Genomic DNA, 22,410 nt, shown 5'->3' on the forward strand with positions numbered 1-22,410 from the left:
TTTTACACTAATGGCCATTATGATAAAATAACAATATCGGTTTCACTTTTTGACAATTTTGTCAGGAGCTGGTTAAATACATTGGTTTTTAAAATGACCTGGAATAAGTTGAAATGAGGCTTGCCAATACAGACAGTGGTGATCCCCTTTTTCAAAACTATATCAATAATGGCTTTGGCGACATTTTCTTCTTTTACCTGAATTACCTCTCCTCCCAGCTCAGTAGCATTCTTAAAATTATGGATTAAATGTCGTTGGGTAGCTAATGGAATCTTTTCAAGAGACTCCTTTGAAGTTTGCACGTATAACACATACCAATGACTGTTATAATAAGAGGCTAACCTTGCCGTTTTCCGGATCACCTTTTGAGCCGTCTCGTGGTTAGAGGATATGCAAGCCAGGAAACGTTCGTGACGATAGGCGTCTTTTTTGATTGTTACTTCATAGTCAACCTTTCTCTCTACCTGCCCTGCCACTTCTTTTAAAGCCAATTCCCTGAGTTGTAAAATTTTTTCCGGTTGAAAAAAATTCGTGAGTGCCTGCTGTACTTTGGCATGATCGTATATCTTTCCTTCTTTTAACCGGGTGATAAGCTCGTCGGCCGTTAAATCAATATTAACTACTTCATCCGCTATCTGCAAAATCTTATCAGGAACTCTTTCTTTAATTTCAATGCCTGTTATTTTTTCAACGTCTTCATTAATGCTTTCAATGTGCTGGATATTGATGGCTGATATTACATTAATACCTGCATCCAGGATATCGAGTATATCCTGCCAGCGTTTTTCATTTTTACTTCCTGGAATATTGGAATGCGCCAGCTCATCCACAATTACCACATCAGGATGGAGCAAAAGAACCGCCTGCACGTCTAATTCCTCCAGCCGCTTGCCCTTATAAAAAACTTCCCTGCGCGGAATAACAGGTAGTCCTTCAATCAATGCTTCTGTTTCTTTTCGGCCATGTGTTTCAATATACGCAACACGAATGTTGACACCGTTGGCCAGAAGCCGGTGTGCCTCCTGGAGCATGCGATAGGACTTCCCTACACCGGCACTCATGCCGATGTAAATCTTCAGCTTTCCTTTTTTTTCCTGCTGAACCTTCGCTAACCATTTATCTGCTTCCTGTGTGGCCATAGGTCAAAATGAAACGGAAATTGATGATGTATTGAGAATATTATTCTTTGTTGTGCCATTTTCTTTTGCAAAAATTTCATCCTTGAAGTTATCTGTTATCGCAAGCTGTCTAATGCCACATTTAGTTTTAAAACATTAATTACGGAAGGAGCAAAAACTGATTTTTCAATATGTTGCTCCACCAAAGTTCTCACTTTATCTGCTGACAGACCACGAGCAGCGGCAACACGTTTTACCTGCACATAAGCGGATTCCGGTGAAATATGCGGATCCAGTCCGCTGCCGGAAGCAGTTACCATCTCCGCAGGTATCTCTTCTTTTGGTACGCCTGGATTGTGTTTAAGAAAACTATCAATCCTTTCCTGCACAGTTTTTAGATAATCAGGATTGGATGGCCCCTTGTTGCTACCCGCAGAGCCTGCAGCATTGTAATCAACCGCGGAAGGCCGCCCCCAGAAATACTTATCATCGGTAAATTTTTGACCAATGTTTGCGTAACCTACTACTTTACCATTCACTACAATCGTTTCACCTCTTCCGCCACCCGGTGTTGCTCTACCGACAGCCGCAATAAGCAGGGAATACAATACGGCACAAAGTATAACCATCACCACCGTCAGTTTCAATGATATCAAAAGATTCTTTTTCATTTCTAATTCGGGTTTAATTGTTACATAAATATTCCTAACAACAGATCAATCAGTTTGATTCCGATGAACGGAACTATAATGCCGCCTAAACCGTATATCAATAAGTTTCTTCTTAATAAAGCCGAGGCGCCGATTGGTTTATAGGCTACGCCTTTTAATGCGAGGGGTATCAACAGGGGAATAATGATAGCATTGAAAATAACTGCAGACAAAATAGCTGACTCAGGACTTTTCAGATGCATGATATTTAACGACTGCAATGCAGGTATAGATGCAATAAACAAGGCAGGCACGATTGCAAAATACTTTGCCACATCGTTGGCAATAGAAAAAGTGGTCAGCGTTCCTCTTGTGATCAGTAATTGTTTTCCTATTTCCACCACCTCAATAAGCTTGGTGGGGTCATTGTCCAGGTCCACCATATTTCCCGCCTCTTTAGCAGCCTGGGTGCCACTGTTCATGGCTACGCCAACATCTGCCTGTGCCAGTGCCGGAGCATCATTAGTTCCATCACCCATCATGGCTACCAGCTTTCCTGCCACTTGTTCCTTACGGATATAATGCATTTTGTCTTCTGGTTTTGCTTCAGCAATAAAATCATCAACCCCGGCTATACCAGCAATGTATTTTGCAGTGAGGGGATTATCACCTGTCACCATCACCGTTTTCACCCCCATCTTGCGCAACCGTTCAAAACGCTCCTGTATACCGGGTTTGATAATATCCTGCAATTCTATTACTCCTTTTATCCTGTCATTTACCGCAACAACCAACGGAGTGCCCCCATTGACTGAAATGGCTTTTACTCTTTCTTCGGTTTCTTTCGGAACAGTATTACCGGCCGCGACCGCCATATCCCGTATTGCATCAAATGCACCTTTGCGGATATTCGTTCCGGAAGCAGTATTCACGCCACTGCTTCTTGTTTCGGCAGTGAACTTAACAGAGACGCTGCCTGTCTCCGGTTTTCCGGTTATCCCTTTCTGCGCAGCCAGTTCAACAATTGATTTTCCTTCCGGCGTTTCATCGGCTAAAGAACTCATTGCAGATAGTTCAATGAATTCTTTTTCATCCACACCTTCAGCAGGATAAAAATTAGTGGCCTTCCGGTTGCCAATCGTGATCGTACCGGTCTTATCTAATAACAACACATCCACGTCGCCGGCGGTTTCAACAGCTTTACCACTTTTTGCAATCACGTTTGCCCGCAACGCCCTGTCCATACCTGCGATTCCAATAGCAGACAACAAGCCGCCGATGGTGGTAGGAATGAGGCAAACAAACAGGGAAATAAATGCGGCGATGGTTATCGGCGTGTTGGCATAATCAGCAAAAGGTTTCAGTGTTACACAAACAATGATGAAGATGAGGGTGAAGGCGGCCAGCAAAATGGTGAGTGCAATTTCATTGGGAGTTTTTTGTCTCGATGCGCCTTCCACCAATGCGATCATTTTGTCCAAAAATGATTCACCGGGTTGCGTTGTTACTTCTACGACGATGCGATCGGATAATACCTTGGTGCCGCCGGTAACGGATGATTTATCGCCACCCGCCTCACGGATAACAGGGGCGGATTCACCGGTGATAGCTGACTCATCTATGGTGGCAATCCCCTCCACAATTTCTCCATCCATCGGGATAATATCCCCGGCTTCACAAACAAAATAATCTCCCAGCTGCAATGCCGAAGAAGAAATTGTTTGAACCTGGTTGCTAAACGTTTCTCCGGCTACATTTACTTTTTTCGCAGGCGTGTCTTCTCTTGTCTTGCGAAGACTTTCGGCCTGCGCTTTGCCTCTTGCTTCTGCCAATGCTTCAGCAAAATTTGCAAACACGACGGTTATGAGCAGGATAAGGAAGATGACAATATTATACCATAGGGCGCCCTGGCTGGTATCGCCTGTTAAAAATTGATACAATACAACCGCCAGCATTACGGCAGTGCCGATCTCAACCGTAAACATGACCGGGTTCTTCACCATCAGCCGCGGATTCAATTTTACAAAAGATTGTTTGATGGCCGTGCCCACCAAAGCCGGGTCAAATAATTTTATACTGCGTTTTCTTTTAGACATGATTTTTTCCTGGAAAACATCTGCCAGGAAAGCAGGATTTATTTCTTAAATGATAATGTATGTTTTCATTTTTAATGATGTTAAAGTCCCTTTAGGGATTTAGGGCGAAATACTCGGCCAGCGGTCCCAGGGCCAGCGTAGGGAGATAAGACAAGGCTGTTATGATGATGATCACCACCAGCGTCATGGCCCCGAACGTAGTGGAATCTGTTTTTAATGTTCCCGGCGATTCAGGAATGAATTTTTTATCAGCCAGTAAACCAACAATGGCAATCGGTGCAATGATGGGTAAGTATCTGCCGAGTAGCAGCACAACGCCTGTTGTTACGTTCCAGAAAATATTGTTGTCGCTCAGTCCTTCAAAACCGCTTCCGTTATTGGCATTGGCCGATGTGTATTCATACAGCATTTCCGAAAAGCCATGATAAGATGGATTATTCAGCCATGCCGGCGGTTTTACTGTCCATCCAATTTCGGGATGATGGACCAGCAGGTAGGCAGCCAGTGCTGTAAAACCTTTGATAAGAAATGCGGAAAGCAACGTGACTAATGCAGCGATCTTCACTTCCCTGGCTTCCACTTTATGCCCCATAAATTCCGGTGTTCGTCCAACCATCAGACCGGAAATAAATACGGCGATAATGACAAAGATGAAATAGTTTAATAAGCCGACGCCAACTCCACCATACAGTGCATTGATCATCATATCAAGAATGACTACACCGCCCGAAATGGGAGTAAGACTATCATGCATGCCATTCACCGAACCATTGGAAGTAGAAGTGGTGGCAACGCTCCAGAATGCTGTTGCCGCAGCACCAAACCTCATCTCTTTTCCCTCCATGCTCCCGGCAGTTTGTGCTATTCCTAATTTATCAATGGCCGGGTTGCCTTTTGTTTCATAATAAATATTGATGCTGCAAAAGATCACAAAGAGAAACGTCATGACCCCGAAGATCACTGTCGCCAGCTTCTTTTTATTGATATAAAAACCAAGCGCAAAAACCAGTGCAATCGGGATAAGAAGAATGGAAATGGTTTCCACGATATTGGTAAAGTAATTCGGATTTTCCAGCGGATGCGCAGAATTTACGCCAAACCAGCCACCCCCATTTGTTCCTAACTGCTTAATGGCAATCATGCCTGCAGCCGGACCTCTTGATACCTGCACGCTGTCGCCCTGTAAAGTGACGATGCTGTCTTTGCCATCATAGCTCGTGGGGGTACCATTAAAAGCAAGTATTATGGAAACAACTATTGACAGGGGTAAAAGAATTCTTGTAACGGATTTTACCAGGTAGTTCCAAAAGTTACCAAGGCTATTAGTCGTTTTTTCTTTGAAACCATTAAGCAAGGCGACTAATGCCGCTATTCCGGTAGCTGCACTTACAAATTGCAGGAAAGTGACCACAAACAATTGCGTGAAATAAGTTAACCCCGATTCACCGGAATAGTGTTGAAGGTTGCAATTCACCAAAAAGCTGATGGCTGTATTAAACGCCAGGTCAGGCGTCTGCCCGGGATTTCCATCAGGATTCAGCGGCAACTTATCCTGGAAAATAAGCAGGAGCATAGCGTAAACCAACCATAGCATATTAACGGTAAGCATTGCTTTTAAAAACTGTTTCCAGTTCATGCCCTCGCTGGGATTGATACCGCTGATGCGAAAAATGAACCGTTCAAAGGGGTTCATAAAATCAGTGAAGGTTCTCTCACCCTTAAAAACTTTGGCAATGTACCGGCCTAACGGGTAGGCGAGCAGCACCGCCGACAAAAACATAATTAGTACACCTAAAATTTCGCTGTTCATGGAATCAGAATTTTTCGGGTTTGATCAATACATAAACCAGGTAGCCAAAAACTGCTATTGATAAAATAAATAATACGGTCATCATCATAAAAGGAGTGTTTTATAAAAGCTTGTACAGCGATTAAATTTTTTCGAACCAGTCAATGGATTTAAAAAAAAGCCGGAATACAATCAGCCCCGTCACCAATAAAAGGATACTTAGCATCATTTTGATTATTTAAATGTTGAATTTGACATACAGGAAATACGATAATACCGTCATTAGCAGGGCCACCACAATGACCCAAATAAGAATTCTAAACTGCTCGTTTTGCTTTTTTTTCATGGCGTAGAATTAAGCGTTGAAATGCCTAGTTAATAAACCAGCTACCAGCAGGGTGACATACACAATCGGAAAGATGAAATGCAGCCCTCCATACCTGGTTTCTTCTTTTTTCGCTGGTTCCATGTTTTATGATTTGCCGGGTAAAGGGCCAATGGCATGCCTGTTTAAACCGGAACCGGGTGGGGAGTTGGGAAGCCAGGCGCAGGGCGGGTTTCGGGGAAATTGAAAAGCTGGAGCCAGAAAGTTGAAAACAAAAAAGCCTTTCAAAATGAAAGGGTCGTTTTCCAAAATGAAAGAGATTATTTAGTGATATGGTATTCTTCCATCTTACGGTAAAGCGTAGTGAGGCCAATACCTAAATGTTCGGCGGCCTTGGTTTTATTGCCTTTGGTATAGTGCAGCACTTTTTGAATATGGATCTTTTCAACACTTGCCAGTGTCAGGTTAGTGGCGGTTTGCTCATTTTGTCGTTGAATCTCATAAGGCAAATGCTCAGGGAGCACTTCTTTTCCATCAACAAGGATAGTAGCTCTTTCTATTACATTTCTCAATTCACGAACATTGCCTTTCCACCGGTATCGTTGCAATAGCTTTAACGATTCGTCATTGGCACGTAAACCAGGTTTATTTTCCCGGTTTCCAAAATAGGAAAGAAAATTGTTGACCAATGCGGGTATATCCTCGCTGCGGTCATGCAAAGCGGGTAATTGAATAGCAAAAACATTTAAGCGGTAATACAGGTCTTCCCTGAATTCACCTTCCTCTATCCGTTTAACCAGGTCACGATTGGTTGCGGCTATTATCCTTACATTGACCTTCGTTGTTTTTTCATCTCCCAGCTTGATAAATTCTCCATTTTCAATCACCCGGAGCAGCTTCGCCTGGAGATCGATGCTTAACTCACCAACTTCATCCAAAAACAGGGTTCCCTGGTGGGCTATTTCGATCAGTCCTTTTTTATCTTTTGTTGCGCCTGTATAGGCTCCCGCCTTATGCCCAAACAGCTCACCTTCCAAAAGTTCTTTTGTAAAGGCACTGCAATTGATAGCAATAAAAGACTGGCCAAACCGCTTGCTGTTGCTGTGTATAGCATTGGCAAAAATCTCTTTGCCTGTTCCCGTTTCTCCCAAAAGCAAAACATTGGCGTCTGTAGGCGAAATTTTTTTAGCCAGTGCTATGGCCTCCTTTATTAAAGAACTATGGCCAATGATATCATCAAAGTTGTAGGTTTCCTTGTTTTTGATCTTAATAGCGGATTTTCGCTGCGCCGCCACCTTGTCTATCGCCTGGTAAAGCAGGGGCACGATGCGGTCATTGTCATTTCCCTTGGTGATGTAATCAAATGCTCCGTTCTTAATAGCCTGTACGCCATCCGGGATATTTCCGTAAGCGGTAAGCAGGATAATTTCAGTCAGCGGGTATTTTAGTTTGACTTCTTTTACAAAATCAACGCCGTTGCCATCGGGCAATTTTACATCGCAAAGCACAACATCTATTTCTTTTTTGTTGAGCAGGTCAAAGCCGGCCCGGAGTGTTCCCGCTTCGTCCACATGGAAGCCTTCTAAACCGATGATCCGGCCCAGGAGTCTTCGCAATCCCTCTTCATCATCAATCAGTAAAATTTTTCCTGGCATAAGTCAGGCAAAGCTATGAGTTTAACCGAAGTTTGGGTTCCCAAAAAGCATTAATGAGCCGCATAATGTGTTTGGAGCTTTTATGTTGATTTGAATCTTCCAATAAATTGTCGGGGCGATAGAAAAGGGCTGATAGAAATCAGCCCCGGTTCGGTTTAAATCAATATTCTTGAACATACTGGGTAAATCAAATTCTCAGCCACTTTTTTACCGCACATTATTAATAGGCACTGTCGGCAAAGCGTGGAATTATTTACTCAATGCAGCAAAATGCTAAAATAATTTTCCCCGCACAACTATCATTTTCAAAGGGGATACCAAAAGTTGAATAATTGACCAGTAGAAATCGTGTCCGGGGCTTTCGTAGCTTTATTGCTGTACTCAAAATAAAAACGATAAGTATGAAAACAATGACCTGCGAACAACCGGGCGGAGCCTATTTTGTCTTTGTGACGTTCATCTGCACAGTGGCATCGTTGTAAATTTCGGAGGACACCCGGCATGCTCCATCATTGTCAGTAACACGTTTGGACCAAATGGACACCCGTAATTGCACCTGAAAAGAGACAGGCTGGCTCCGGTTACCAGTAAGTTCGTAACAGATTCTACAACCTTAATCTGCACAGACGCAGCATCCGGTTTGTTTTTTCCACAATTTGTAAAAGGGATGAATGCCATCAGAGCGATAAGGATTGTCTTGTTCATAAAAGAAATTTTACCGTTTCAGGTTGATGAAAACTTCATCATATTCTCCCGGCGAATAATCCTCCCGCAGGTATAGTGTGACGGTTGCTTTACTTAGGTTTCTTATTTCAAACATATCGCCGTCAATTTCAACCTTAGAGTCCGGCTTAATGACATACACCAAAGATTCTATAGGAAGCCCGGGATAGGTAATTACAACATGACCATTATCCTGGAAATCCATGGTAGCGCCGTTACCCGGCTCTATGTCTGTATTGACTGTACCATTTATATGTTCTTTTATTGTTGTGTTATCAACCGTCCATTTGCCCGCAAGGCTCACAGCAGGCTCATCCTTATCTTTATTACAGGCAGCAAAAACTAATAGTACGACCAGGCAAAGGATGACATTCTTTTTCATAATGATTTAGTTTAAAGGTTAATGGTTTTTGAGTGAGGTTGAACAATAGTGTGTTTTATTGCCATCGCAACCGTAGTCCCAAAGCAGGATACCGTGTATTGCCTGCAATGCTTATCCTTGGTTCAGTTATTTTTTCCATTCTGAAAAAGGCATGGATGGCGTTTGCCTTTCTCTTATTTTTTGATGAGGCGATAAATAACACGATGCCGCCTGCAATGCAGGCGCCTCCTACTGCATACACCGCCGGAGATGAGCTGTTCTTTTCTTCCGCAATAGAAGTAAAAGCATCTACATAATCCTGGGTCAGCAGCCCAATGGTGACAGCAGTAACGCCAACGCCGGTAAGAATCCAGGCGAATGTTTTTTGGGTTTTGCTTTTTCGCAGGTAATCCCTACGAGGCTGAACCGTTGCCGGCTCAACGTGTTGGCTAAAAGCGCTGGTTGCAATAGCAAGAAGCAGGATTAAACTGGTAATTTTTCTCATGACAATTTATTTTATGATGCCAGCGTACTATAGTAAGAGCTTTGTTTTATGGTTACCCGGAATATATTGGCGGAGTGCTTCCATCAAAGGCGCCCATTCCTTGCCAACACTGATATTGTTCCCGATCCTGCAACCGAGGTGAATCCCGAGAAAAGTGTTCCGGCTTTCACAGGTGGCCGCCACTCACTATGCGCAGCATATTCACCACTTCCTGTTGCATTCAGATAGTGACCTGTTCCGCCGGTGATTTGGTAAGTTCCGGTGAAATCCTCGCTGCCAAAAAAATCTCCGCTGCCAGGATCGATCGGGTCTGAAAAAACACTTGTCTGTACGGTTACTGTTGCGAACAACGAATCGTTGCCCTGTCCGAAGAAACGAAAGCTGCCGTTAAAAAAACGGTCGGGAAATGTCGGGATCGTCAGGTCGTCGAATCCCTGCACCATACCGCCGGTCAGTGAAAAAGGTGTGACAGAGTTGAACGACATCTCCTGTTCAATCTTCACTACAGTAGCTGAAACGGGAGAAATGGTGAAAGGACCTGTAGCCTGGAAAGAAAACAGGTAGTTGACGGTGGGTGAAGGACGATTAGGAGATACGATGGAGCCAATCGACAGATCGGTAAGTTGGTTGGCTGTAGTTTCAATATTTTTCTTACAGGAGAAAAGTATCAATGAAATCGTTGCCAGTATGAATGACTTTTTCATAACGGTTTGGTTTATGGGATGATTTCTTCAACTCTGCGTTAATCGTTTATGCTTTTTTACCCTGCCCGTTTTACCGATGAGTAGTTTAAGATGAATGCCAACCGGCGACTGAACAGAATTGATATTGGCATAAACGCCAGCACCTAATCCCATAAAGGAAGCGAAACCCCAATTGATGTCAGCCTGTAATATGGCTCCTATCGTGGATTTATTTTCTTTGGTACTATTATAGTTGGATGTAGTTGTTGAGACGATTATAATATTGCCGGATACTGGTTCGATCCGTTCAAAATTTACTTTTTCACCTTTGACATAAGAAAGGCCGCCTTCTGTTGTTGCCCAAAAATTTTTTCCCAAATTGAAATACTTACCGGCTGAAAGATTAATCATTTTCATGTCTATGGTGACTTCATAGGTATAAGGAATAAAAAAGACATATCCTGTTTCAGGTTGATAATCGGAAGGCAAATTTTTAGGTTTCATTTCTACGGCCTTGTATGATAAGGTCATGCTCCATTTGCTATGAATGATGGTTTTTAAGCCAAATCCGGCATCGGTACTTTTATACGTGCCGCCGCCAGCATCTGCCTGGAGATAGATTTTGCTGATAGGCTTTGCAGTTTGTGCTGTGCCGGTTAAAAATGATGCACATAAAAGGACAAAAGCAATGAGCCGGAGCCCGGATTTTTGCAATGACCGTTTCATAAACAACGCTTTTAGGTTTAATTAATAACTCAGTACTACCAGCCTTTAAAAATTGATCTTTACAATAGGTTATATTGATTTCGGATTATCGCAGGAACAGAAACCTCGGGGGCATGATTGACAACTGCAATTGAGCGCAATTGTTTTTTGAAATTAGTTTTATCCGGGCATGATAAATAGTAAAAAATCGTCATTTTTTCTTTCAGGTTCAGCCCAATTGAACTAATTTGGATAAAAGCATTTTGCGGTGGTAAATACTGCGGAAATAATGCCTTGCCTGTTATTGCAACCATATGTGCGGTGCTTTACCTATAGGGAATTGGATTCATCTGATAATAAAATTCGCAGGCCGCTCTTTGCGACACATGAATTCATGATCTCCTTCAATCTCTCCGAAAAGAAATTCGGCTATATTAAGCCGGTGGATGACAACTCCATTTTCCAGGAGCAGCGCATGAGATCGGAAATTGTGTTAACGGGTATCGGGTCTCAATTTGCCGGCATGATGACAAGTGAAGGTAAAGCTCGTATATTTTCTATCTACTTCAATCCAACAGGATTTTACCGCATTTTTGGTGTGCCTGCTGTTCATTTTACCGATCGTATTGAAGAGGACGAATATACTTGCCGGAAAGATCTTGAAGGCTTGCATCAGCAATTGAGAGAGGCGAAGCATATTTCCGGAATGATTGCCTGCTGTGAAGAGTATTTAACAAGACTGTTATCACGCAGTAAGGCGAAAGATGCTTATAACAGTATTCTATTCCTGTCTGAACGTATTGTACGCAATGGCAGCAGCCAATCCATTGAAAAATTGGCTTATGATGCAAATATGAGTATGAAAACTTTTGAACGCAGGTTTACAGAGCAGGTGGGAGTTTCACCAAAATTGTTTTCACGGATCGTTCGGTTTAACAGGGCGATTGCTTTAAAAATGAACGATCACAAAAAAAACTGGACAACTATAGCACATCATTGCGGATATTTTGATCAAATGCATTTTATAAAAGATTTTAAGCTGTTTTCAGGAACTCCCCCGGATGTCTTTTTTAAAAATACACCACCTGTATCAGAAAATTTTCTGAACCCTGATGACATTTGATTATTGATCTGTACCGGGGCTTTTACTTTTTGTAGAATAATTTTCTCACATCGGCATTTGAATTAGACTTTGACGGCTATCGCCATAGAGAAAACATGTTAATTACTATGGCATGCTTTTGCGCTTTGTAAAATATGCGCCGACAATTAACTCCCGATTCATTGAATAAAATTGAGGCAGAACTGACCGAGTTGGATCGTTTTATCATTAACATCCAGGGAAAAAAATTAAGGCCCAGCCAATGTTACCGTTTTATTGCCGATCCGCCTCACATCCTCTTCAATACCAATTGCCCCTCCGGCCTGTCATTAAAAATTCAGGCTATAGTAGAAAAATATACTGCTTGGGATGAACCAGGCGACCAACCTGCCAATCAAACGGCCAATTGATTTTCCACCACTGGCCGTGGTATAATTCATGACTGGTATCAAATGGACAACTAATGATGAGTTGCCAAAGATTTGCTCATTGTTTTATTCGGCCATTTCGTTTCTGGCTCAATTGTTATATACATGCTTAACAGATACCAGAGCGAGGAAATTTTTAAATATAGATTCAGTTTCACTTAATGTAAAGTTCCCGAGAATAGGGTGGTTTCAAATTCCATCCGGATAAAACCGTTTTCATTGCAGGCGATAAATAATTGTATCAGGGTAGAAATCATCGTTTCGTACGAAGGATGTCCGGGGAGTGGTATATACGACGACGATGATAATAATTGACCTTTCAGGGCATCGAAATTTAACAATTGGACATTTGGAAAGATCGTTTTTTGAAAACCTCCCGGAGTAAACAACCCTTTTATCTTTTTTTCTTCAATTCCCGGGGAGACAGCATCATCAATGCGATAACGTTCTTTTATATCCAAATACAACCGGAGAAAATCAGTATCGGTTTTTTGTAAGTTCCAGGCCAGAACGGTGTGACCGCCTGGCTTCAGGATACGACGGAATTCCTTCGCTGAAGCTTCAATATCCATCCAATGGAAAGCCTGGGCAACGGTGATCAAATCAATGCTGCGGCTTCGCAAGCCCGTTGCCTCAGCTGTGCCGGCGGCTGGTAAAATGCGGATAGTGCTGAAGTCTTGCTTCTCCGGCAATTCTCATTTCGTCATTGGGTTCGATGCAGATGACTTTATATCCCCGCTGCAGCAGTGGTTCGGCGAATAAACCTGTACCTGATCCGATGTCTGCTATGCGGTGGTTTCGCTCCAGGCCAATTGTTTGTTCTAAAAAAGGAATGATTTCTTTAGGATAGCCGGGACGGTATTTGACATAATTCTCGGCACGGTTTGAAAAACGTGTTGTGGGTGTTAGCACCGGGAGCTCACTGATCATTACCAATGGATTTGACTGCAAACTAAATTTATTTTTCCTTCCCGGAGGTGATTATGAAAATTTAATGTAAGCTTTATACAAGACAGTTTTCAAGTTAATAACAATAGAAGGTGAAAAATTTATCGATAAATCTTTGCTTGCTGATCAGTTTCCAGACTTTACAATCTCTTTACTATTTTTTACTTTCCTGTTAATCAGAATTGAAGAAATCCAAAGCCATTATAATCAATTCATCAAAATTTATCTCAGAAAAAGAAAGAGATGCGTCCCCGATGTTGCACAACAAATGGCTTTGACCAATAGATGGTGATTTATTTAAGCATGGAGAACAAAAGAGCTGAATGGCAAAGAAATGTCACAAGGGTTTTCCTAAAATATACCGCACATCAAAATGGTTGGGTAGTGGGAACACGCCCCGGGTGGGAATTAAAAAAACTTTTCTATAAGTTCAGTTAACATTTCCTGGGTAAGGGGTTTGTTTTGGAATGCCTTTATTTCATTTTGATAATTTTTAGTTGCCATTTTTTCATCACCCGGATTTAGAGAACTTGTTAACATTATAATGATAACGGGCCTGTCTTTTGTAATTATCTTTTTTTCTTTAACTATTTCCAGAAAATCAAAACCATTCATCCCCGGCATATTAATATCAAGAAATATAAGGTCGGGCAGAGGATATTGATCCGGGTCCCGCTTTTCAAGTTCAAAATACTCCAGTGCTTCCTCTCCTGTCTCTGCTGTTTTTATATGTTGAGCCGCATTGGCGTTCCTGATTACACGGGAATGAAAATAATTGTCATCTACATTGTCGTCAATTAATAATATACAATTCAACTGTTTCACAAAAATTGGATTATTGTTTTGGAATAGTAAAATAAAATGTAGAGCCGATACCTGGTTTTGAACTCACCCAAATTTGGCCTTCATTTAATTCAACAATCTTTTTGCAGGTAGCAAGCCCAATGCCTGTTCCGGGGTATTGTTCCTCAGTATGTAATCGCTGAAAGATTAAAAATATTTTTTCCAGGTATTCTTCTTTAATCCCCACACCATTATCACTAACCGAAAATTCCCATTCATTGTTTTTCTCCTCACAGTGAACATGAATTTCCGGGTTTATATTTTTCTTTTTAAACTTAAGTGCGTTGCCGATAAGATTTTGAAATAGCTGCTTTATCTCAATTTTATTGGCATTAATGACAGGCATCTCATTTACCTTTAATTGCGCCTGGGTTTCTTTAATGTTAAAATGCATGTCCGTTAAAACTTCATTTATCACTTTATAGCAGTCTACTGCTTCAATTGATCTGTCTCTTCCTATTCTGGAGAAATTTAAGAGTTCGCGGATGAGAATTTTCATTCTCCCGGCTGATTTTATTATAACACTTAAATAATAATTAGATTCTTCACTCAGATTTTCTTTTGATTCCTCCAGCAAGCCAACATAGTTTGTAATATTTCTGAGCGGTTCCTGTAAATCATGCGAAGCCACATAAGCAAATTGTTCCAGCTCTTTATTCGAAGTTTCAAGGCGGGAAGCATACTCCTTCAATGCTATGGCCGCCTGTTTCTGATCAGAAATATCTCTGATAGCAGCGGAAACAAGCAGCCCTTCTTCTGTTTCGATAGGGCTTAAACTTATTTCCACAGGAAATTCAGCTCCATCTTTTTTTCTGCCATAAAGGTCAAGGCCAGCGCCCATCGATCGTGTTCTTGGCGCTGAAAAAAAATTGTGACGGTGACCCGGATGAATTCCTTTGAAACGATCAGGGATGAGTATTTCTACTTTCTGGCCGATGATTTCTTCTCTTTTATAGGCAAATAGTTTTTCTGTTTGTGCATTTATCAATTGAATATTGCCTTCTTTGTTTACGATTACCATTGCGTCAGGAGCTGATTCGAGCAATCCTCTGAATTTAGCTTCAATTTTTTTTCTAATGGTAATATCGCGGATAGCGGCCGAGACAAACATTCCTTCTTCAAGTTTCAGCGGGCTTAAACTAATTTCGACAGGAAATTCTGTTCCGTCTTTACGCATGCCGTACAGTTCAAGCCCTGCGCCCATCTCCCTGACCTTGGGGTCTGTAAAAAAATGTTTGCGATGATCCGGATGTTTGCTTGTAAAACGCGGCGGAATTAGTATTTCCACTTCCTGGCCAAGAAGGTTGGAGCGTTCATATCCAAAAAGTTTTTCTGTTTGAGCATTTATCAATACAATTTGTCCGAATTTATTTACAATCACCATGGCGTCAGGAGCCGATTCCAGCAATGCCTGAAATTTTCCTTCTGCTCTTTTTTTTTCGGTAATATTCCTGATTACTTTGGTAATTCCTACAATCTTTCCTTCATCATCCTTTAAAGCGGATAAGCTTACCGAAACATAAATCAGATTATTATTTTTATCGATTCTTTCGGTTTCATAATTGTCTACCTGTTCGCCCCATAAAATAGTTTCTACTAATTTTTTTTCTTCATTTGCTTTAATGCGCGGAATGATGGTTTCGACATCCTTACCTACTAACTCTCCTGAAACATATCCGAAAAGTTTTTCTGCCGCTTTATTAACATAAAATATTTTTCCGCTAAGATCTCTTACAATTACAGCATCCTTTATAGATTCTAATACAGCCAGGTATGAGTATGAGGAAGAGTGTTGATTCATGAGTCAGTCAGTTGGATAAGGAGAACTCAAAACCTAAACTTACAAATTAAAAATTATATTCAGTCAAAATGCATTCGAAAGGTTGGGACAGGGATCTATAAAGGACTGGACTTACATTGGTGTCGGGGATGGCCAAAAAAAATCATGCCCGGGACGGATATGCATCGGGCTACCCAGGCATGATCCATTTATGAAGGGGGTTTTCCTTTTCATTTGCCACGCTTGCTTCATTCAGTTTTTTGGATGGATAAACAACAGGATGGGCCGGTATTTTTATCGCTGGCGGAATACTCTTTTTCCGTATTGTTTTAAGAGGTAAGACTTTTATATCCGCGGCATACTGAGTCATTGGTAAGCACTGGAGATAATGCTGTGCGTAAAATTTCATTCCCTCAGGAAAGTTACTTTGTTTAATTATTAATTGCGATTGAGATGGATATGAAGTTTAAAGAATTTTTCAACTATTATGATATTCACTAAAACCATTTAATTGATTACCCCTATAATCATATATATTTTTTCCAAACCGGATTCATTGAAATTTTTTAGCATTCAGGAAACTATTTCTTTCTTCTGGTAACGTGTTCGCAGTTAAAGGCTCAGGTTAAATCCAATTATCCTTTGAGTTTCTGATAAATGCCTGAAACAAATATTCGGCCATTTCACTTCTGGCTTAACTTTTATCTGCACACTTGTCCGGCGAGGAAATTTTTACACGGGTTACTACAATATTATGGGCGATTTCGACTCTACAGCACCACTGCATATTCAGGGACAAATCAAGGGAAACAAAACACCTGGCATGATTATCGGCACCTTGAAAATTATGTTAGTATTGTGCCCTCGTTAATGTGTCAGATCGCGAAGAAAAACAGGATAAAGACAAAAGTTTTTGGCTTCAATACTGATAGGAAGTTTTTTAATCAACCTGCTTCATGCAATTATACCCAGTCACTGGTTACCTGTGCTTGCAATCGGGAAAAAGAGAATTGGGATTTAAGCGAGACTGAAAAGGTGACGCTTATTGCAGGTCTGGCTCACGTTTTAAGCACCGTCATCATTGGTATCCTGCTTGGGATTATCGGGATTGAGTTAAGCCATACTATTGAGGATTTTACCCGCATTATTGCACCATCCATTATAATACTGATCGGCTTTTATTTTATCAGGCAGCACTACGTGCATCATCATTTTCATTTGCAAAGCAGAAAGTAGCCGGTAAGCCAAAAAGTAAAATCATTGCTGGTTTGGTTTTAGCCATGTTTCTTTCTCCATGTCTTGAAATTGAGGCTTATTTTTTATTGGCCGGTACGAAAGGCTGGTGGATACTGGTAACAATAGCACTATTGTATTCCGTAGTAAGTATTTCCGGAATGCTTTTGTGGATCAGGTTTGCTTATAAAGGTCTGCTAAAATTAAACTGGCACAAATGGGAGCACAATGCCGGATTAATATCCGGTGGTGTTTTAATTGCAACCGGAATCCTGTCTTATTTCATTTATTAATATGATAGAACGGGTATATAATAGTTTTAAAAATGTCCGATGTTTCGGTCCTTTTGCTTTGAAAATAATCGTTGCAAATTTTTGCTGAACCACCGGTCAGCAAAATGGATACATGAAATATGGTACAAATGGCGGTTAATATAGGCTCGTTCAGTCATTTTTAATTTCTCATCAGTTTGACAAATTCATAAGGGCAGATGCTGGTGCTGCAACAGCTGGCAGAAAAATTAAAAGGATCTATTGCCATTACCAGCAAGCGGAAAATACCGCCACTATCACCTTTGATTTCCCCAACCTGGCTGCATGAATGAGGTGAGTGTTCTTGTAAGTAGGTATTCAATTACAAAAAATATATTATTTTGAAATATCCGGCGTTTAGACAATATTCCACCAATGATCCAATACCCATGAACACAGGCTCCATCAAGTACCCAATCACTCTTTTTTAGCAGATGACCATAAATTAATCACTGATGCCTGGGCAGTTATATTGAATGCTGATAGCCGTTTCCGTGTAATCGGGGTTACCAACAATTCAGCAAATGCGCTGTCATTAATAACCCAATGTCATCCGGACATCGTCTTGCTCGATATCAGTATGACACCAATAGATGGATACGAGCTTACCCGGTCAATAAAAGAATACCACAGCCAAATACGGGTTATTGCCGTCTCTTATTTTGACATGCCGGCCTGTCTCACCAAAGTAGTGAAAGCCGGAGCAAGTGGTTATGTTACCAAAACTTCGTCTATCGAAGAGTTAAAGGAAGCCATCACCGCTGTGCATATGGGAGAAAATATACCTGTACGGAAATCAATCAAAATATTGTCGGGCAAATGGTAACACCGGATGATATGACAATGGCCATAAACTCCCTCACACCCAAGCAACTCTCCGTTATTGAGTATTTGAAAAAAGGATTCTCCTCAAAGGAAATCGCCGGCTATACCGGCATCAGCAGCTGGACGGTTGAAGTTCACCGTCACAATATCATGAAAAAACTGGGTTTAAAAAATATTGCAGCACTGATCAATGAAATGAACCTAAGAGGTATTTAACCAACTTAAAGCCCAACCAGCTAAATTTTACAGAAAATCGAAACATTAAGTTGGATGATAATTCTATGTAAAGTTGACAACACTTAAGGGCTGCTCAATCTTCATATCAACTCATCAGCTTACTCTTCATCCGTTCCAAAAACAATTCTTTATAACTGGCGCCAATCGGTACCCGCAAGCCTCCTTTTTTCAGTACAAGTTCATTATTTTCCATGAGCGAGATTTGTTTCAACGCTACAATATACGATTTATGCACCCGCATAAATTGGCTCGTCGGCAGCCGCTCTTCCAGTTCTTTTAATGTCAGGTAAGCCATTGTTTTCTTGCCATTGCAGTGAAAGGCGACATAGTTATTTTTGGCTTCTACAATGTCGATATCGTCAATATCGATCTTCAGCATCTTTCCTTTTTGTCCCGCTTTCACAAAAATATAATCATTCGGTATGGCATCTTCATACAGGGTAGGTCGTGCCGCCATGGTGTCTGCCACCCGTTGCACGGCTCTTACAAACCGGTTAAAATCTATAGGTTTCATCAGGTAGTCGATAGCATGTAGTTCATAGCTCGTCACCGCAAATTCGGAATAAGCGGTACAAAAGATAACCAGCGCTTCCTTCCCAATGATCTTCATCACGTCGATGCCGTTCATTTCATCCATTTGTATATCCAGGAATACCAGGTCGGGCTTTTCGGTTTTGACCATTTCGATACCCGTTATCGGGTTAGTGGTTTCACCAATCAATTGCAGCGTCGGTATTCGTTCAATATATTTTTTAATAAGCCGGATCGCCGGTCGTTCATCATCGATAATAATGCATTTGATCATACTTAATTATTTATGGTGAGTTCAAACGTGTAAAAATCTTTTTCATCATGTACATTCATTTCATATTTGTCTTTAAAAGCCACATCCAGTCGCTTACTCAGGTTGGAAATACCGATATTGCCCGAAGATCGCATGGGTTTATTTTTTCGCTTTTTATTACGGCAATAAAAATAAACCTGCCGGTAGCGCAGCAATACCTTTATCAGCAGGGGGTGCTGCGGGTCTTTCAGATCGCCATACTTAAAAGCATTCTCCACGATAGTGATCATCGATAGCGGTGGCAGCATCAATCCATCCGTGTCACCATCGATGTTCAGTTGCACCGTCTTGTCATCAAAGCGCATTTTGTTGATGTCGATCAGCAAGTGCAGGTTATCCAGTTCCTTTTTTACCGGTACCTTGTCGGTTTCGTATTCTACGCTTTCCATTGAATAGTGCATCATTCTCGACAGCTTCGAGATATTTTCAGCCAGTTCCTGGCTGTATTCCATTGCCTGTACAAAAAGAAGGTTGAGTGTATTATGTAGAAAATGTGGGTTCACCTGTGCCCGCATAAAAGCATATTCAAGTAGAAGTTTGTCTTGTTGCGATCTTAACTCCTGTTCTTTCAGCCGGGCGTTTTCCAGTTCATTACGTAGCTTTTCTTCCTGCAACCTGCGCAGTTCTCTTTCCTTGTTAAAGGTTTGTACCACGTAGAAATAAAGCAGTGCATACGAAAAGTGCTGCACATATCCCAGCACGGCATACTTTACAAAATCCATGAAATGCTCGGAACTATAGAGTACCACGCCGAATAGAGGCAGTAAAACATAGAGATAGCAATAACCAAGTAATGCCATTGCGATAAACACGATAAAAAACGAAGCAATGCCCCAGGCCACTCCTTTTCGTTTATTAAGCGTAAGACAATACAGGCTCAGGTAGAATGTCAAACAGAGCGGAAGCAGGTAAAAAATAGTGTTGGTGATTTTAATATGCGGGTTAGTGATGTAATTGGCAATATGAATAAAGCTGCCATACAAAATCCAGGCGCTGGCATGTACCAACAAGGGCCATAATTTAGCCCTGCTCCGGGTAAAGAGTGTACTCATGACGTTAGGTTTTATACGCTACTGTTCATATCGCCTCGTCCACCAAAACCCGGTACCTGTACAATTGGTTGAAGAGATCCTCTTCAAAACATGCCTTATAAATAGATCGGGAGGGTGCTGCTTTCAATAGCTCATACAGCGATCGATCTATTTCATAAAAAGAATAATCCTTTTTCCTTATCAGGAAGGGAGTATCGTTCACTTTAAATATACCAAATAAAGCCCGATTGAAATGCAGCCGGCGGTCATTCATCATTGTAGCACAGAAACTTTCATCAGCCACAGGTTGGATCATCGCCATGTGGTGGATATACAACCAGCCTTCCCATTGTTCGGGGTATTGCCTGATCATAGGTGCAATAAGGTCATAAATCCTTTGGGTAGCGGTTGAAGCAAATAGCTGCCGGTCTTTTCCTTCGGGAAAAAGAAGATCAAAAAACCGCAGTGATATAGCACCTCGCTCAGTCCGGTAGCAGGCTACCGGTAATATCGGTACCTGGGCGGCATGTGCCAGGTAAGCGATTCCTTTGCGGGCATACACTTGTTGTGTCAGCAGATCAACAACACAATGATTAGCATTATCACGGGTGTTGCTTCCCGCTCCGGTATTGCCGTCGATATACAGCACCAGCACTCTTCCACTTTTCAGTTCCCGCAACATCTGCAACCCCGTTCTCGGGTCTTCGGCATTTAGTAGCCGCAACGCATCGGGCCGGGCGCCCTGTAGCCTTTGGTATAGTTCAAAAAAAAGTTGCCCTTCTTTTTCAATCACAGCGTTACCCATCACGAGTGTAAAAGGCACCTGCTGCTTTACCAAAAAATGGTTGATCATCCGGTACGACCCGGTATGAAATGTACACACAATACTGGGGCCTTTCTTTAGCAACCGCAGTGTATCGGCACCCAGGTTTTCTGTTTGCAGTTCATCTGCCAGGAACCATGCTGACTGTTCCAGTATACTTAGTTTTTTATTCAGTAAGATATCATTATAGATAGCTTCATGCTGGGCGTGATCTATAGCAGGCAGGTAATTGCCCAGTGAAGCACTCACTATATTGAATTGCATCTCCGTTCGTCCGGTATGCTCAAACGAGAATTCATTCCGGTAATAACTAATGAGTTTATTTTTTTCCTGGTTATACTTGGTGCGGTTCATAAAAAAATGGTTAGGCCCTGAGCCTGACGAAGGGGTCGAAGCGTCGAAGGATCGAAGATGATATTAGAAATAGGTGATGGGAAAAAGAAGTCAGAAAGAACAGCAGCCACGGGCAGGGCTGCTGTTGTTGGAAAGTAACTGCGTTCAGCATTAGCTACCCGGTGGTAGCGGAGGATGCGTATCAAGGCAGCAGCTGTCTGTAAAGAAACCGGCTACATTCGATACCGCCGATTTAAATCTTGTCTCCAGCCCTTCCAGGTTCATGGGCTTTGAAAAGAGCAGTTCATTTGATTTCATTTTCGTCAGGTTTAAGTTTACTAATTCGCTGCATGTTGGCAGCATTCATTTACAACCCAAACATCATTTCAATGAATGCAATGGAAAAATGGATTACGTATAAGCAGCAATAGTGCAGGTGAAGTGGTGAATAGCCGTGGTATCAGTTGCCGGCTGATAAAAAATCAGAAATGCTTAACTTTAATTGGTTTTGGGTTTTCTTTCATCTGCGTAAAAAGTTAGTATGAAAAAAGATGACCAACCCATTCCCATGTATGTTGCCAGGCTTATCCAGGATATCTACAAAACAGTCTTACCAAAGCACAAAAGGATAAACTGGATGAATGGATTTGTAAATCCGACGAAAACATGCAATTGTTTGAGATTTCACCGAAGGGTTTGACAATAAAGTATTCAATCCCGAACAGTTTATGTTTGAAACTTCCGATGCCATAGAATTGTGGGTCATTGCCAGGCTCATTGTTCGCAGGCAAGAAAAAGTCATCAGTGCAGGGCAGCAGGAAATATTAGATAATTGGTTAAGGGGCCCCGATAGAAATAAACGGTTTTATGAAGAACTGAAAAATCCTGCAAGTCTGCAAAAGCTAATAGAGGGGTGCCGTGCCAGGCGAAACATTCTTTTGGGATTAAATTGATCACCCGCATTGATGGGAGGGTTACGTAGATTTTGTTACCTGCACTCACAAACAAAAAAATATACAAAATGCAACACATAATTATTGCCGTGGCGACCTCGCTGGTCAT

General features: G+C 41.6%; 25 protein-coding genes and 1 pseudogene. 8 read left to right on the forward strand and 18 right to left on the reverse strand.

Annotated elements, in window-relative coordinates; translation table 11 throughout:
- Positions 1 to 17: 17 nt before the first annotated feature.
- The 5 genes from ACFEL9_RS13890 to kdpF form a co-directional block, all read right to left on the reverse strand.
- The gene (locus tag ACFEL9_RS13890) at positions 18 to 1,139 is read right to left on the reverse strand and encodes a sensor protein KdpD (RefSeq protein WP_385891004.1); all 1,122 of its coding nucleotides are present in this window, start codon (positions 1,137 to 1,139) and stop codon (positions 18 to 20) included.
- Between the two features lie 95 nt (positions 1,140 to 1,234).
- Positions 1,235 to 1,789, reverse strand: a complete 555-nt coding sequence (locus tag ACFEL9_RS13895) for a K(+)-transporting ATPase subunit C (protein ID WP_385891006.1) — start codon at positions 1,787 to 1,789, stop codon at positions 1,235 to 1,237.
- Positions 1,790 to 1,809: 20 nt separating this feature from the next.
- A complete protein-coding gene (gene kdpB / locus ACFEL9_RS13900) occupies positions 1,810 to 3,864 on the reverse strand; it encodes a potassium-transporting ATPase subunit KdpB (protein ID WP_385891008.1) in 2,055 nt (684 codons plus the stop codon).
- 91 nt (positions 3,865 to 3,955) lie between these two features.
- Positions 3,956 to 5,674 (reverse strand): potassium-transporting ATPase subunit KdpA, encoded by a 1,719-nt coding sequence (gene kdpA, locus ACFEL9_RS13905; RefSeq protein WP_385891011.1) that lies wholly within the window; start codon positions 5,672 to 5,674, stop codon positions 3,956 to 3,958.
- A 4-nt stretch (positions 5,675 to 5,678) separates the two neighbouring features.
- Positions 5,679 to 5,762 (reverse strand): K(+)-transporting ATPase subunit F, encoded by an 84-nt coding sequence (gene kdpF / locus ACFEL9_RS13910; protein WP_385891500.1) that lies wholly within the window; start codon positions 5,760 to 5,762, stop codon positions 5,679 to 5,681.
- A gap of 310 nt (positions 5,763 to 6,072) precedes the next feature.
- On the opposite strand from kdpF, the gene ACFEL9_RS13915 reads away from it, so the two are divergent.
- Complete coding sequence (locus ACFEL9_RS13915) at positions 6,073 to 6,225, forward strand: hypothetical protein (RefSeq protein WP_385891014.1); 153 nt, start codon at positions 6,073 to 6,075, stop codon at positions 6,223 to 6,225.
- A gap of 73 nt (positions 6,226 to 6,298) precedes the next feature.
- Here the strand turns inward: ACFEL9_RS13915 and ACFEL9_RS13920 are convergent, their stop codons facing one another.
- From ACFEL9_RS13920 to ACFEL9_RS13940, 5 genes are all read right to left on the reverse strand, one after another.
- Positions 6,299 to 7,633, reverse strand: a complete 1,335-nt coding sequence (locus ACFEL9_RS13920; protein WP_385891016.1) for a sigma-54-dependent transcriptional regulator — start codon at positions 7,631 to 7,633, stop codon at positions 6,299 to 6,301.
- A 715-nt stretch (positions 7,634 to 8,348) separates the two neighbouring features.
- Positions 8,349 to 8,738, reverse strand: a complete 390-nt coding sequence (locus ACFEL9_RS13925; RefSeq protein ID WP_385891019.1) for a hypothetical protein — start codon at positions 8,736 to 8,738, stop codon at positions 8,349 to 8,351.
- Positions 8,739 to 8,793: 55 nt separating this feature from the next.
- Positions 8,794 to 9,222, reverse strand: coding sequence for a hypothetical protein (locus tag ACFEL9_RS13930; RefSeq protein WP_385891021.1), 429 nt, complete (start codon positions 9,220 to 9,222; stop codon positions 8,794 to 8,796).
- An 83-nt stretch (positions 9,223 to 9,305) separates the two neighbouring features.
- Entirely contained in the window at positions 9,306 to 9,926 is a 621-nt protein-coding gene (locus ACFEL9_RS13935; RefSeq protein ID WP_385891023.1) for a hypothetical protein, read from the reverse strand.
- A 27-nt stretch (positions 9,927 to 9,953) separates the two neighbouring features.
- Positions 9,954 to 10,631, reverse strand: a complete 678-nt coding sequence (locus ACFEL9_RS13940; protein ID WP_385891024.1) for a hypothetical protein — start codon at positions 10,629 to 10,631, stop codon at positions 9,954 to 9,956.
- Between the two features lie 268 nt (positions 10,632 to 10,899).
- Between ACFEL9_RS13940 and ACFEL9_RS13945 the strand changes: the two genes are divergently transcribed.
- Together ACFEL9_RS13945 and ACFEL9_RS13950 are read left to right on the forward strand one after the other, a co-directional pair.
- Positions 10,900 to 11,733, forward strand: a complete 834-nt coding sequence (locus ACFEL9_RS13945) for a helix-turn-helix domain-containing protein (protein ID WP_385891026.1) — start codon at positions 10,900 to 10,902, stop codon at positions 11,731 to 11,733.
- A 134-nt stretch (positions 11,734 to 11,867) separates the two neighbouring features.
- A complete protein-coding gene (locus ACFEL9_RS13950) occupies positions 11,868 to 12,122 on the forward strand; it encodes a hypothetical protein (protein ID WP_385891029.1) in 255 nt (84 codons plus the stop codon).
- A 176-nt stretch (positions 12,123 to 12,298) separates the two neighbouring features.
- Here ACFEL9_RS13950 and ACFEL9_RS13955 read toward each other — a convergent pair whose 3' ends face one another.
- The 4 genes from ACFEL9_RS13955 to ACFEL9_RS13970 form a co-directional block, all read right to left on the reverse strand.
- The gene (locus tag ACFEL9_RS13955; protein WP_385891031.1) at positions 12,299 to 12,832 is read right to left on the reverse strand and encodes a class I SAM-dependent methyltransferase; all 534 of its coding nucleotides are present in this window, start codon (positions 12,830 to 12,832) and stop codon (positions 12,299 to 12,301) included.
- Positions 12,774 to 13,070, reverse strand: a complete 297-nt coding sequence (locus ACFEL9_RS13960; protein WP_385891034.1) for a class I SAM-dependent methyltransferase — start codon at positions 13,068 to 13,070, stop codon at positions 12,774 to 12,776. The genes ACFEL9_RS13955 and ACFEL9_RS13960 overlap by 59 nt, the downstream gene beginning before the upstream one ends.
- Before the next feature lie 426 nt (positions 13,071 to 13,496).
- Positions 13,497 to 13,913: a response regulator gene (locus ACFEL9_RS13965; protein WP_385891036.1), complete on the reverse strand. Its 417-nt coding sequence runs from the start codon at positions 13,911 to 13,913 to the stop codon at positions 13,497 to 13,499.
- A gap of 10 nt (positions 13,914 to 13,923) precedes the next feature.
- On the reverse strand, positions 13,924 to 15,732 hold the full coding sequence (locus tag ACFEL9_RS13970; RefSeq protein ID WP_385891039.1) for a PAS domain S-box protein: 1,809 nt from the start codon (positions 15,730 to 15,732) through the stop codon (positions 13,924 to 13,926).
- An 849-nt stretch (positions 15,733 to 16,581) separates the two neighbouring features.
- On the opposite strand from ACFEL9_RS13970, the gene ACFEL9_RS13975 reads away from it, so the two are divergent.
- The 4 genes and pseudogenes from ACFEL9_RS13975 to ACFEL9_RS13990 all read left to right on the forward strand — a co-directional run bounded on the left by ACFEL9_RS13975 (position 16,582) and on the right by ACFEL9_RS13990 (position 18,296).
- Positions 16,582 to 16,947: a hypothetical protein gene (locus ACFEL9_RS13975; protein ID WP_385891042.1), complete on the forward strand. Its 366-nt coding sequence runs from the start codon at positions 16,582 to 16,584 to the stop codon at positions 16,945 to 16,947.
- A gap of 32 nt (positions 16,948 to 16,979) precedes the next feature.
- Positions 16,980 to 17,237, forward strand: a complete 258-nt coding sequence (locus tag ACFEL9_RS13980; protein ID WP_385891044.1) for a hypothetical protein — start codon at positions 16,980 to 16,982, stop codon at positions 17,235 to 17,237.
- A gap of 457 nt (positions 17,238 to 17,694) precedes the next feature.
- A pseudogene (locus ACFEL9_RS13985) lies at positions 17,695 to 18,081 on the forward strand (response regulator); the annotation flags it as partial.
- 11 nt (positions 18,082 to 18,092) lie between these two features.
- Positions 18,093 to 18,296 carry a LuxR C-terminal-related transcriptional regulator gene (locus ACFEL9_RS13990; protein WP_385891046.1) on the forward strand — a complete coding sequence of 68 codons (204 nt, stop codon included), beginning with the start codon at positions 18,093 to 18,095 and terminating at the stop codon, positions 18,294 to 18,296.
- A gap of 106 nt (positions 18,297 to 18,402) precedes the next feature.
- On the opposite strand, the gene ACFEL9_RS13995 is transcribed toward ACFEL9_RS13990, so the two are convergent.
- The 4 genes from ACFEL9_RS13995 to ACFEL9_RS14010 form a co-directional block, all read right to left on the reverse strand.
- A complete protein-coding gene (locus tag ACFEL9_RS13995) occupies positions 18,403 to 19,122 on the reverse strand; it encodes a LytR/AlgR family response regulator transcription factor (protein ID WP_385891048.1) in 720 nt (239 codons plus the stop codon).
- A gap of 2 nt (positions 19,123 to 19,124) precedes the next feature.
- Positions 19,125 to 20,213 carry a sensor histidine kinase gene (locus tag ACFEL9_RS14000; protein ID WP_385891051.1) on the reverse strand — a complete coding sequence of 363 codons (1,089 nt, stop codon included), beginning with the start codon at positions 20,211 to 20,213 and terminating at the stop codon, positions 19,125 to 19,127.
- Between the two features lie 25 nt (positions 20,214 to 20,238).
- Positions 20,239 to 21,369 (reverse strand): LpxL/LpxP family acyltransferase, encoded by a 1,131-nt coding sequence (locus ACFEL9_RS14005; RefSeq protein WP_385891052.1) that lies wholly within the window; start codon positions 21,367 to 21,369, stop codon positions 20,239 to 20,241.
- Between the two features lie 150 nt (positions 21,370 to 21,519).
- Positions 21,520 to 21,666: a hypothetical protein gene (locus ACFEL9_RS14010; RefSeq protein ID WP_385891055.1), complete on the reverse strand. Its 147-nt coding sequence runs from the start codon at positions 21,664 to 21,666 to the stop codon at positions 21,520 to 21,522.
- A 410-nt stretch (positions 21,667 to 22,076) separates the two neighbouring features.
- Between ACFEL9_RS14010 and ACFEL9_RS14015 the strand changes: the two genes are divergently transcribed.
- A complete protein-coding gene (locus ACFEL9_RS14015; protein ID WP_385891057.1) occupies positions 22,077 to 22,301 on the forward strand; it encodes a hypothetical protein in 225 nt (74 codons plus the stop codon).
- Positions 22,302 to 22,410: the final 109 nt, after the last annotated feature.

It is taken from the genome of Terrimonas alba (genome assembly GCF_042434975.1).
Taxonomy (GTDB): domain Bacteria; phylum Bacteroidota; class Bacteroidia; order Chitinophagales; family Chitinophagaceae; genus Terrimonas_B; species Terrimonas_B alba.